Source organism: Metapseudomonas cellulosilytica (assembly GCF_049334135.1).
GTDB lineage: Bacteria > Pseudomonadota > Gammaproteobacteria > Pseudomonadales > Pseudomonadaceae > Metapseudomonas.
Genome location: NZ_JBHZGN010000005.1, coordinates 331149 through 341108 on the forward strand (window position 1 = coordinate 331149; position 9960 = coordinate 341108).

The window sequence follows — 9960 nt, forward strand, 5'->3', positions numbered from 1 at the left end:
CTCCACCGCCATGGCAGTGAATGAGAAACCCTTGCATTGCCTTTAGCCATACAACGCACAATCAGAGGTCAACACCATGCGCAAGCTCCTCCTGCTTTCCCTGGCCCTCGTCAGCCCGCTGACCTTCGCCAAGACCGAATGCACCAGTGCCGACAAGGCCCAGTGGCAAGACCAGGCCAAGTTCCAGGAAAACCTCAAGTCCCAGGGTTACGACATCAAGAAATTCAAGGTCACTGCCGGCAACTGCTACGAGATCTACGGTTGGGACAAAGACAAGCGCAAGGTCGAGATCTACTTCAACCCGGTGGACGGCCAGGTGGTCAAGCAGGAGATCGAGGAGTAAGTCGTGGGCAAAACCGTTCGCCTTTGGGATCCCGTGGTGCGGATCGGCCACTGGTCCCTGGTGGCCGCCTTCATCGGCGACTACTTCCTCAACGAGGCAGGTGACGGCTGGCACCGCTGGCTCGGCTACTACGCCGTGGCGGTGGTGCTGGTGCGCCTGGTCTGGGGCTTCGTTGGCCCCAGGCCGGCACGCTGGGCGGACTTCTGGCCCCACCCGGGGCGCCTGGTCGCCCACGCGCGGGCATTGCTCAGCGGCGGGCACATGCATCGCCTCGGCCACTCGCCCCTGGGTGGCCTGGTGATGATCCTGATGCTGTTGTTGATGCTGGGTCTGGGCGTCACCGGCTTCCTGATGGAGGAGGTCGACTACTTCTGGGGCGAGGACCTGCCCCGCGATATCCATGTATTCATGGCCGACAGCCTGTTCGTGCTGGCCGGTATCCATGTGCTGGCGGCGCTGGTGGAAAGCGTGCGCACGCGCGAGAACCTGCCCTGGTCCATGGTGACCGGCCGACGCAAGGCGCCGAGCGAATAAGGGCCGCTGCGCGGCCCTTTCGCGATTGAAATCGCTCACGAAAGGTCGGGACCGTTGTAGGGGCGAATTCATTCGCCAAGGGCGGCGAAGCTGCCCCTGCGGCCTCCGAATGGCAGCCCTGCGGCCTGCTCAGCGAATGAATTCGCCCCCACAGGCGCCTTGTCCCACCGCCCCCTCAGGTCGGCCAGAGCTTTCCCCAGGTCGCATCCAGCGAACACCCCCGGCCTGCGCCCCTTCCATACTCGGCGGAACAGCCCGCAGCGAAAGGAAGGGACTCCCCCATGCACGCACCTGGCTACAGCGCCGCCGAACGTCTCGAGCGCCTGCCCATCAGCGGTTACCACCGGCTGATCTTCATCATCATCGCCCTGGCCTTCTTCTTCGATTCCATGGACCTGGCGATGATGACCTTCCTGCTCGGCTCGATTAAGGCCGAGTTCGGCCTGAGCAGCGCCCAGGCGGGCCTGCTGGCCCGCTCCAGCTTCTTTGGCATGGTGCTCGGCGCTTCGTTGTCGGGGCTCCTGGCCGACCGCTTCGGGCGCAAGCCGGTGTTCCAGGGCAGCATCATCCTCTGGGGCCTGGCCAGCTACCTCTGTTCCACCGCCCAGGACGTGGAAACCCTGACGCTCTATCGCATCCTGCTGGGAATCGGCATGGGCATGGAATTCCCCATCGCCCAGTCGCTGCTGTCCGAGATGATCCCGGCCAAACGGCGCGGCCGTTACATCGCCCTGATGGATGGCTTCTGGCCGCTCGGCTTCGTCGCCGCCGGGACGCTCTCTTACTTCCTGCTGGAGCGCATCGGCTGGCGCGACATCTTCCTGGTCCTGGCCTTCCCGGCGATCTTCGTCCTGGCCATCCGCTTCCTCATCCCGGAATCGCCGCGCTGGCTGGAGCAGGCGGGCCGGCTCAAGGCGGCGGACAAGGTGCTGCGTGGCATCGAGCGGCGGGTCATGGCGTCCCTCGGCACCAGCAGCCTGCCCGAGCCCCAGCGCATGCCCCGCCAGGCGACTCGCGCACCGGGCTTCTTCACCGCCTTCGGTGAGCTCTGGTCGGCGCGCTATCGGCGGCGCACCCTGATGATCTGGAGCGTCTGGTTCTTCGCCCTGCTGGGCTTCTACGGCCTCACGTCCTGGCTCAGTGCGCTGCTGCAGCAATCCGGTTTCGCCGTTACCCAGTCGGTCTACTACACGGTGCTGATCTCCCTCGGCGGCATTCCCGGATTCCTCGCCGCCGCCTGGCTGGTGGAGCGCTGGGGGCGCAAGCCCACTTGCGTGCTGACCCTGCTGGGCGGTGGCGTCATGGCCTTCTTCTACGGCCAGAGCGCAGTGTTCGGCGGCAATCAGGGGCTGCTGATCGGCACCGGCCTGGCCATGCAATTCTTCCTGTTCGGCATGTGGGCGGTGCTTTACACCTACACGCCGGAGCTCTATCCCACCTCGGCCCGCGCCACCGGTTCCGGCTTCGCCTCGGCGGTAGGTCGCATCGGTTCACTGCTGGGGCCGACCGTCACCGGCCTGCTCTTTCCCATCACCGGCCAGGGTGGCGTCTTTGCCCTGGGCGCGGCCTGTTTCGGCGTGGCGGCGCTGGTGGTCTGGGTGTTCGGCATGGAGACGCGTGGCCTGACCCTGGAAGAGCTGTCGGCGGAGGAGGGCGGCAAGCCGGAGTTGCGGGTGGTCACGGACTGATAGGTGGCACGGACAGCCCCCTCTCCCTCTGGGAGAGGGTTGGGGTGAGGGAGGTTCGTACTGGCGCGGAGTCCCAAGGGCAGACCTTCGGCCTGCTTGGCGATTGAAATCGCCCCTACAGGCCGCCGTGGCCGGACGAATCGGCTATTGCTGACGCACGGGTCAAGTTAGAATGCGCGCCGTCGCCGGCCAGGGGGTCGCGACATGGGTTCCCTCACCCCATCGGCAAAAAGGATGCACATCACCATGCCCGCTGCACTGCCGGCGGTCCGGCGCACTGCGCTGACCGGCCTTATCGCTTTCCATATCCTGATCATCATCGCCAGCAACTACCTGGTGCAGCTGCCCATGACCCTGTTCGGCTGGCAGACCACCTGGGGTGCATTCAGCTTTCCGTTCATCTTCCTGGCCACCGACCTGACCGTGCGCCTGCTCGGCAAGCAGGCGGCGCGCCAGGTGATCGCGCGGGTGATGGTGCCGGCGCTGCTGGCTTCCTATGTGGTGTCGGTGCTGTTCCAGGATGCGGCGTTCCAGGGCGCTGCCGCCCTGGGCGAGTTCAACCTGTTCGTGGCGCGTATCTCCCTGGCCAGCTTCCTGGCCTACGTGCTGGGCCAGGTGCTGGATATCCAGGTCTTCGACCGCCTGCGGAAGATGCGCCAGTGGTGGATCGCCCCGGTCGCCTCGACCATCGCCGGCAACCTGCTGGACACCTTCGCCTTCTTCTCCGTGGCCTTCTGGCGCAGCGACAACCCCTTCATGGCGGCGAACTGGGTGGAGATCGCCACCGTCGACTACGGGGTGAAGCTGGCGGTGAGCCTGGTGCTGTTCGTGCCGCTGTACGGGGTGCTGCTGGGCGGAATCCTGCGGTTACTCACGCCCCGCCCGGCACCTTCCCTGTAGCAGCGAATTCATTCGCCAAAGGCCGCGTAGCGGCCCCAACGGCTGATGGGCAGCCCTCCGGGCTGCTTCGCGAATGAATTCGCTCCTACAGATTCAGCCCGCAGCGGACCCTTCCTTCATTTCACCAACCGCGCATCCAGGCTGTTCTGCGCCAGGCGCCTGGCCTGGTCCTCGGTCATCCCCAGATGCTCGTGCAGGGCGGCGAAGTTCTCCGTGACATAGCCGCCAAAATACGCCGGATCGTCGGAGTTGACCGTCACCTTCACCCCGCGCTCCAGCATCTCGAGGATGTTGTGCTGGCGCATGTGGTCGAACACGCAGAGCTTGATGTTGGACAGTGGGCAGACGGTCAGCGGGATCTGCTCGTCGATGATGCGCTGCATCAGGCGCTCGTCCTCGATGGCGCGCACGCCGTGGTCGATGCGCTCGATCTTGAGCAGGTCCAGTGCCTCCCAGATGTATTCCGGCGGGCCTTCCTCGCCGGCGTGGGCGACGGTGAGGAAGCCCTCGGCACGGGCGCGGTCGAACACCCGTTGGAACTTGCTCGGCGGGTGGCCCTTCTCCGAGCTGTCCAGGCCCACGGCGATGAAGGCGTCGCGGTAGGGCAGGGCCTGGTCCAGGGTCTTCTGCGCTTCTTCCTCGGACAGGTGGCGCAGGAAGCTGAGGATCAGCCCGGAGCTGATGCCCAACTGCTCGCGGCCGTCTTCCAGGGCCTGGCGGATGCCGCCCAGCACCACTTCGAAAGGAATGCCCCGGTCGGTGTGGGTCTGCGGGTCGAAGAAGGGCTCGGTGTGGATCACGTTCTGCGCCTTGCAGCGCTCCAGGTAGGCCCAGGTCAGGTCATAGAAGTCCTGCTCGGTGCGCAGCACGCCGGCGCCCTGGTAGTAGAGGTCGAGGAACTCCTGCAAGTTGTTGAAGGCATAGGCGCGGCGCAACGTTTCCACGTCGGCCCAGGGCAGGGCCACCTTGTTGCGCTCGGCCAGGGCGAATAGCAGTTCGGGCTCCAGGGAGCCTTCCAGGTGCAGGTGCAGCTCGGCCTTGGGCAGGGCATTCAGCCATTCGTACATGGTGGTTTCTCGTCATCGGGCAGGGTTGGCGGAAAGTTTAACTGGCCGGACAGGAATTCGCCGTGTCTTCCGTGCGGCAGGTCCCGACCCGCAGGATGCTCGTTGCTGGTGCCCAAGGGCGGATGCGCTGGGGTGTGTCTGGCCGTTTTTTGATCAGTCTCACGCAGGCTGCGCCGGCCTTGGCTTGTGGTGGATATTCCCAAGGTTATCCACAGTATTTTCCCCGCTGTGAGTGGACAAGCACCGCGCTGGCCCTGGTCCGTTGCTCAGCCTTGGTGCGCAGCGGAATGCACCGGAAATCAGTTGCTTATCTTTGGGGCAGGGGATAAGTCCAGGGCTGGGCAAAAAGAGAACAATTCTCTCAAAGCCCCGCCAGGCCTGCCTTCCAGACGGTAATCCACGAGTTATCCACAGCAGGCTCCACAGAAAATGTGGGTCGCCGCCAGAGGAGCCAAGTCCTGCTCAGGGAGGGATTGTTCTGGGGTCAGGCGATGGGGCCTTCACCGACAGGCACCAGCCTGATTTCCACACGCCGCCCCAGGGCGCGGGCTGCGGCGGCCAGGGTGGCGAGGGTCATACTGCCGTCGTTCTGGTCGAGTGCGCGGTCCAGGGCGGAGCGACTTGTGTGCATGCGCTCGGCCAGGTTCTTCTTGCTGAGGTGCTGTTCCTTCATCGCCTGCTCGATCTGCCAGGCGATCACGCGCTTGAGAGCAGCAGCAGAAACCTCCTCGGCAAGGCCTTGCTCCGCGAGGAAGTCGTCGAAATCAGAACCTATGTGCTTGCTCATGGAATTGCCTCAGAGTCGCGCCTTGCGCTGTCTGGCGGTCTTGATGTCCGTGCCGATCAGCCGTCGGGATTCTCGGGGTAGCTCGGCCAGCCAATCCCGGACGGGCTCGTTCCCCATATTCGTGCGATAGAACTTCACGGTGAGAATCACCGGCAGACTTTCCATGCTGTGTTCATCCTTGAAGCATGGAAAGAAAGTGTACCTATTTAGGTACGTTTGGCAATGCGCAGAACCAGGCCAAACCTTGCGCAGGCTTACAGCCTCTTCACCCCCAACCGCCCCCGGCTGATATCCCGCAGCAGCCGTTCCAGGCCAGCGATCTTCCCTTCAGGCAAGGCCAGCACCAGTTCAGCGCCCCCGGCATCGAAGGCCTCGCTCTCCACCAGCGCCTCGAACTCGCCCAGGCGGGCTTTCAGCAACGGCAGTTCAGCGAAGCCGGGGTGGCAGGCGATGCGGCTGCGGGCCACCAGCTCCACGCGCTCACCGCCCTGCAAACACTTGGCGGCGCTGCCGCCGTAGGCGCGGGCGAGGCCGCCGGTGCCGAGCTGGATGCCGCCGTAATAGCGGATCACCAACACCGCCACCTGGTCGCAGCCCTGGCCCTCGATGGCGGCGAGGATCGGCCGGCCGGCGGTGCCGCCGGGCTCGCCGTCGTCGCTGAAGCGGTACTGGTTGCCCAGCTTCCAGGCCCAGCAGTTGTGGGAGGCGCCCGGCTCGGACAGGCGGGCGATGAAGGCCTGCGCTTCCTCGACGCTGGAAACCTGCGCGGCGTGGGCGATGAATCGGCTTTTCTTGATCTCCTCGCGGTACTCGGCGGGAGCGGACAGCGTGTAGGGCATCAGGCAGCCGTGGGTGGGGTCAGGCCGCAGCCCTTGAGGATGATCTGGATGAGGTTCTGGGTGGCCGCTTCGAAATCGTCCCTGGTCAGGCGCTTGCGCCCGGTGACGCGGCAGATCTGGGTGTTGAAGTCGGCGTAGTGCTGGGTGCTGCCCCAGAGCAGGAAGATCAGGTTCACCGGGTCCACCGGGTCCATCTTGCCGGCGGCGATCCAGGCTTCGAACACCCCGGCGCGGCCCTTGAACCAGGCGCGGTAGTCCTGATCGAAGTGGGCCTCCAGGCAGCTTCCGCCGCTGATGATCTCCATGGCGAAAAGCTTCGAGGCCAGCGGGTAGCGGCGGGAGAACTCCATCTTGGCGCGGATATAACGGGCCAGGGCCTCGGCCGGGTCGTCTTCGGCGGTGAGGGCATTGAAGGTGCTGTCCCAGAGTTCCAGGTGGTTGCTCAGCACCGCGATGTACAGCCCCAGCTTGTTGCTGAAGTAGTAGTGCAGGTTGGCCTTGGGCAGTCCGGCGCGCAGGGCGATGGTGTTCATGCTGGTGCCCTTGAAGCCGTGGCGGGCGAATTCTTCCTCGGCGGCGGCGAGTATCAGCTCTTCATTCTTCTGGCGGATGCGGCCGGCTGGTTTCGCGGAAGGGCTCGGGCTGTGGGCGGGCACCAGTGAGGTCATGGGCTTCCTGATTCTGATGGGAATTGGCGACTGCACAGATACCCCAGCTTGGCCTGTCCTACAAGCCAAAACTGGTGCGCCGGTCAGGTTTTCCGCTGATTTGTCGGGACTGCACCGATTTCCCACACGAGAAGGTTCAGGTCGTATCCGCCAGCGCCTCCAGGAAACTCTCCAGCACCAGGTGTGGCCGGCGCCCCTTGCGGGTCACCGAGGACAGGGAAAGGTCATAGAAGCGGCTCGCCGGCTTCAGCGCCCGCAGCCGCCCTTGCTGCACCCAGAAGGTGGCGTAGTGGTCCGGCAGGTAGCCGATATAGCGCCCGGTGAGGATGAGGAATGCCATGCCCTCGCGGTCCGAGGCGCTCGCCGTGCAGTTGAGCGCCTGGTATTGGCTCTGGATCTCCGCCGGCAGGCGAAAGGTGGGGGCGATGGCGTCCTGCTGGTTCAGGCGTTCGTCGCTGAGCTGGCCGTCGTCGGCGTAGAACAGCGGGTGGCCCACGGCGCAGTAGAGCAGCGAGCGCTCGCTGTACAGCGGCCGGTACTCCAGGCCGGACAGGGCCACGGTTTGTGGCACCACGCCCACGTGCAGATGGCCGTCGAGCACCCCTTGCTCCACCTCGCTGGGCGGCGTCATGCGGATGTTGATCTGCACGTCCGGGCCACGTTCCTTCAGCCGTGACAGCGCATGGGTGATGCGCATGTGCGGCAGGGTCACCATGTTGTCGGTGAGGCCGATGTTCAGCTCGCCGCGCAGGTGCTGGTGCAGGCCGTTGACCTCGGTGCGGAAGGTCTCCAGCGCCGCCAGCAGCTGCATGGACGACTGGTACACCTCGCGGCCTTCCTCGGTCAGGGCGAAGCCGGCGCGGCCGCGCTGGCACAGGCGCAGGCCGAGGCGCTGCTCCAGGTCGCTCATCTGCTGGCTGATGGCCGAGCGGCCGATGCCCAGCACACTTTCGGCGGCGGAGAAGCCGCCGCATTCCACCACGCTGCGGAAGATGCGCAGCAGGCGGATATCGAAATCGCTGACCTGTGCCAGCGGCTCGGGGCGGCGGCTGCTCATGGTTTAGTGACCTCTGATCTAAAGATATGAAAAGTTGGATTTTCGTGACTTTATGCCCGTGGCAATGTCGGCAGCAAGTAGCCCGTCGTTCCCTAGAACAAGACACCTTCGAGGCCAGACATGAACATGCCGCAAAACGCCCAGCTCCCCCTCGCCAGCCAGCTCAAGCTGGATGCCCACTGGATGCCCTTCTCCGCCAACCGCAACTTCCAGCGCGACCCGCGTTTCATCGTCGGCGCCGAAGGCAGCTGGCTGATCGATGAGCAGGGCCGCCGCGTCTACGACAGCCTCTCCGGCCTGTGGACCTGCGGCGCCGGCCATACCCGCAAGGAAATCCAGGAAGCCGTGGCCAAGCAGCTCGGCACCCTCGACTACGCCCCGGCCTTCCAGTACGGCCACCCGCTGTCCTTCCAGCTGGCCGAGAAGATCGCCAGCCTGACACCTGCCGGTCTGGATCATGTGTTCTTCACCGGCTCCGGCTCCGAGAGCGCCGACACCTCGATCAAGATGGCCCGTGCCTATTGGCGCCTGAAAGGCCAGCCGAGCAAGACCAAGCTGATCGGCCGCGCCCGTGGCTACCACGGCGTGAACGTCGCCGGCACCGCCCTGGGCGGCATCGGCGGCAACCGCAAGATGTTCGGCCAACTGATGGACGTCGACCACCTGCCGCACACCCTGCAACCGGGCCTGGCCTTCACCAAGGGCATGGCGGAAACCGGCGGCGTGGAGCTGGCCAACGAACTGCTCAAGCTGATCGAGCTGCATGACGCGTCCAACATCGCTGCGGTGATCGTCGAGCCCATGTCCGGTTCCGCCGGCGTGCTGGTACCGCCGACGGGCTACCTGCAGCGCCTGCGCGAGATCTGCGATGCGCACAACATCCTGCTGATCTTCGACGAAGTGATCACCGCCTTCGGTCGCATGGGCAAGCTGACCGGCGCCGAATACTTCGGCGTGACCCCCGACATCATGAACGTGGCCAAGCAGGTCACCAACGGCGCCATCCCCATGGGCGCGGTGATCGCCAGCCGCGAGATCTACCAGACCTTCATGAACCAGGCGACGCCCGAATACGCCGTCGAATTCACCCACGGCTACACCTACTCCGCGCACCCGGTCGCCTGCGCCGCCGGCCTCGCCGCCCTGGACCTGCTGGAGAAGGACAACCTCGTACAGCAATCCGCCGAGCTGGCGCCGCACTTCGAGAAGGCCATCCACGGCCTGAAAGGTGCCAAGCACGTGATCGACATCCGCAACTGCGGCCTGGCCGGTGCCCTGCAGATCGCGCCCCGTGACGGCGACGCCATCGTCCGTCCCTTCGAGGCCGGCATGGCGCTGTGGAAGGCCGGTTTCTACGTGCGCTTCGGCGGCGACACCCTGCAGTTCGGCCCGACCTTCAACGCCAAGCCGGAAGAACTGGACCGCCTGTTCGACGCCGTCGGCCAAGCCCTGCAAGGCGTGGCCTGATGAGCCAGCGCCCGCAGGCCGTGCCCACCGTGCAGGTGGACAACGACGAGGTAATCGTCACCGAGTGGCGCTTCGCCCCGGGTGCCGAAACCGGTCGCCATCGCCATGGTTATGACTACGTGGTGGTGCCCATGACCAACGGCACCCTGCTGCTGGAAACCCCGGAGGGCGAGAAACTCGCCCCCCTGGTGGCCGGCCAGAGCTACTTCCGCAAAGCCGGCGTGGAGCACAACGTGATCAACGCCAGCGACCACGAAGTGGTCTTCGTGGAAACAGAACTTAAATAGCGCACGGACAACCCCCTCTCCCCCTGGGGCGAATGGACACGCTGTTGGAAGCACCGCTTCCTGTGTCCATGAGCGACTGAACGCGAAGCGTTCAGGCAGGGGCGCAGAGCGGGGCTGGGGTGAGGGAAACATCCGCCCCTCGGACCATCCGGCCCCACCAGACAAAAGCCCTACAAGAGACCCCACCCATGAGCCTCATCCCGCACCTGATCAACGGCGAACGCATCGCTGACCAAGACCGTACCGCCGCCGTGTTCAACCCGTCCACCGGCGAGTCCACCCGTCAGGTGGGCCTGGCCAGCCGCGCCACCATCCAGCAGGCC

Annotated in this window: 12 protein-coding genes; 6 read left to right on the forward strand and 6 right to left on the reverse strand. The window is 65.2% G+C overall.

Annotation, left to right across the window (positions count from 1 at the left end; all coding sequences use genetic code 11):
- Nucleotides 1-76: 76 nt before the first annotated feature.
- The 4 genes from ACFW0H_RS09085 to ACFW0H_RS09100 all read left to right on the forward strand — a co-directional run bounded on the left by ACFW0H_RS09085 (nucleotide 77) and on the right by ACFW0H_RS09100 (nucleotide 3465).
- A complete protein-coding gene (locus tag ACFW0H_RS09085) occupies nucleotides 77-343 on the forward strand; it encodes a PepSY domain-containing protein (RefSeq protein WP_422913564.1) in 267 nt (88 codons plus the stop codon).
- Nucleotides 344-346: 3 nt separating this feature from the next.
- Nucleotides 347-877 (forward strand): cytochrome b/b6 domain-containing protein, encoded by a 531-nt coding sequence (locus ACFW0H_RS09090; RefSeq protein ID WP_422913565.1) that lies wholly within the window; start codon nucleotides 347-349, stop codon nucleotides 875-877.
- Nucleotides 878-1158: 281 nt separating this feature from the next.
- On the forward strand, nucleotides 1159-2565 hold the full coding sequence (locus tag ACFW0H_RS09095) for an MFS transporter (protein WP_422913566.1): 1407 nt from the start codon (nucleotides 1159-1161) through the stop codon (nucleotides 2563-2565).
- 246 nt (nucleotides 2566-2811) lie between these two features.
- Nucleotides 2812-3465 carry a 7-cyano-7-deazaguanine/7-aminomethyl-7-deazaguanine transporter gene (locus ACFW0H_RS09100; RefSeq protein WP_422913567.1) on the forward strand — a complete coding sequence of 218 codons (654 nt, stop codon included), beginning with the start codon at nucleotides 2812-2814 and terminating at the stop codon, nucleotides 3463-3465.
- Between the two features lie 116 nt (nucleotides 3466-3581).
- Here ACFW0H_RS09100 and ACFW0H_RS09105 read toward each other — a convergent pair whose 3' ends face one another.
- From ACFW0H_RS09105 to ACFW0H_RS09130, 6 genes are all read right to left on the reverse strand, one after another.
- Complete coding sequence (locus ACFW0H_RS09105) at nucleotides 3582-4532, reverse strand: adenosine deaminase (RefSeq protein WP_422913568.1); 951 nt, start codon at nucleotides 4530-4532, stop codon at nucleotides 3582-3584.
- A gap of 484 nt (nucleotides 4533-5016) precedes the next feature.
- Entirely contained in the window at nucleotides 5017-5319 is a 303-nt protein-coding gene (locus ACFW0H_RS09110; protein WP_422913569.1) for a Fis family transcriptional regulator, read from the reverse strand.
- 9 nt (nucleotides 5320-5328) lie between these two features.
- Nucleotides 5329-5484 carry a hypothetical protein gene (locus ACFW0H_RS09115; protein WP_422913570.1) on the reverse strand — a complete coding sequence of 52 codons (156 nt, stop codon included), beginning with the start codon at nucleotides 5482-5484 and terminating at the stop codon, nucleotides 5329-5331.
- A gap of 89 nt (nucleotides 5485-5573) precedes the next feature.
- Complete coding sequence (locus ACFW0H_RS09120; protein ID WP_422913571.1) at nucleotides 5574-6158, reverse strand: IMPACT family protein; 585 nt, start codon at nucleotides 6156-6158, stop codon at nucleotides 5574-5576.
- Nucleotides 6158-6826, reverse strand: a complete 669-nt coding sequence (locus ACFW0H_RS09125) for a TetR/AcrR family transcriptional regulator (RefSeq protein ID WP_422913572.1) — start codon at nucleotides 6824-6826, stop codon at nucleotides 6158-6160. The genes ACFW0H_RS09120 and ACFW0H_RS09125 overlap by 1 nt, the downstream gene beginning before the upstream one ends.
- A gap of 136 nt (nucleotides 6827-6962) precedes the next feature.
- On the reverse strand, nucleotides 6963-7883 hold the full coding sequence (locus ACFW0H_RS09130; RefSeq protein WP_422913573.1) for a LysR family transcriptional regulator: 921 nt from the start codon (nucleotides 7881-7883) through the stop codon (nucleotides 6963-6965).
- A gap of 120 nt (nucleotides 7884-8003) precedes the next feature.
- On the opposite strand from ACFW0H_RS09130, the gene aptA reads away from it, so the two are divergent.
- Complete coding sequence (gene aptA, locus ACFW0H_RS09135) at nucleotides 8004-9350, forward strand: omega-aminotransferase AptA (RefSeq protein WP_422913574.1); 1347 nt, start codon at nucleotides 8004-8006, stop codon at nucleotides 9348-9350.
- Nucleotides 9350-9637 (forward strand): cupin domain-containing protein, encoded by a 288-nt coding sequence (locus ACFW0H_RS09140; protein ID WP_422913575.1) that lies wholly within the window; start codon nucleotides 9350-9352, stop codon nucleotides 9635-9637. Before aptA ends, ACFW0H_RS09140 begins: the two co-directional genes overlap by 1 nt.
- Nucleotides 9638-9960 lie beyond the last annotated feature (323 nt).

What these genes read in the sequence shown, in the direction of transcription:
- ACFW0H_RS09085 (WP_422913564.1), top strand. Translation starts at nt 77, where the DNA reads ATGCGCAAGCTCCTCCTGCTTTCCCTGGCCCTCGTCAGCCCGCTGACC.
- ACFW0H_RS09095 (WP_422913566.1), top strand. Translation starts at nt 1,159, where the DNA reads ATGCACGCACCTGGCTACAGCGCCGCCGAACGTCTCGAGCGCCTGCCC.
- ACFW0H_RS09100 (WP_422913567.1), top strand. Translation starts at nt 2,812, where the DNA reads ATGCCCGCTGCACTGCCGGCGGTCCGGCGCACTGCGCTGACCGGCCTT.
- ACFW0H_RS09105 (WP_422913568.1), bottom strand. Translation starts at nt 4,532, where the DNA reads ATGTACGAATGGCTGAATGCCCTGCCCAAGGCCGAGCTGCACCTGCAC.
- ACFW0H_RS09110 (WP_422913569.1), bottom strand. Translation starts at nt 5,319, where the DNA reads ATGAGCAAGCACATAGGTTCTGATTTCGACGACTTCCTCGCGGAGCAA.
- ACFW0H_RS09115 (WP_422913570.1), bottom strand. Translation starts at nt 5,484, where the DNA reads ATGGAAAGTCTGCCGGTGATTCTCACCGTGAAGTTCTATCGCACGAAT.
- ACFW0H_RS09120 (WP_422913571.1), bottom strand. Translation starts at nt 6,158, where the DNA reads ATGCCCTACACGCTGTCCGCTCCCGCCGAGTACCGCGAGGAGATCAAG.
- ACFW0H_RS09125 (WP_422913572.1), bottom strand. Translation starts at nt 6,826, where the DNA reads ATGACCTCACTGGTGCCCGCCCACAGCCCGAGCCCTTCCGCGAAACCA.
- ACFW0H_RS09130 (WP_422913573.1), bottom strand. Translation starts at nt 7,883, where the DNA reads ATGAGCAGCCGCCGCCCCGAGCCGCTGGCACAGGTCAGCGATTTCGAT.
- aptA (WP_422913574.1), top strand. Translation starts at nt 8,004, where the DNA reads ATGAACATGCCGCAAAACGCCCAGCTCCCCCTCGCCAGCCAGCTCAAG.
- ACFW0H_RS09140 (WP_422913575.1), top strand. Translation starts at nt 9,350, where the DNA reads ATGAGCCAGCGCCCGCAGGCCGTGCCCACCGTGCAGGTGGACAACGAC.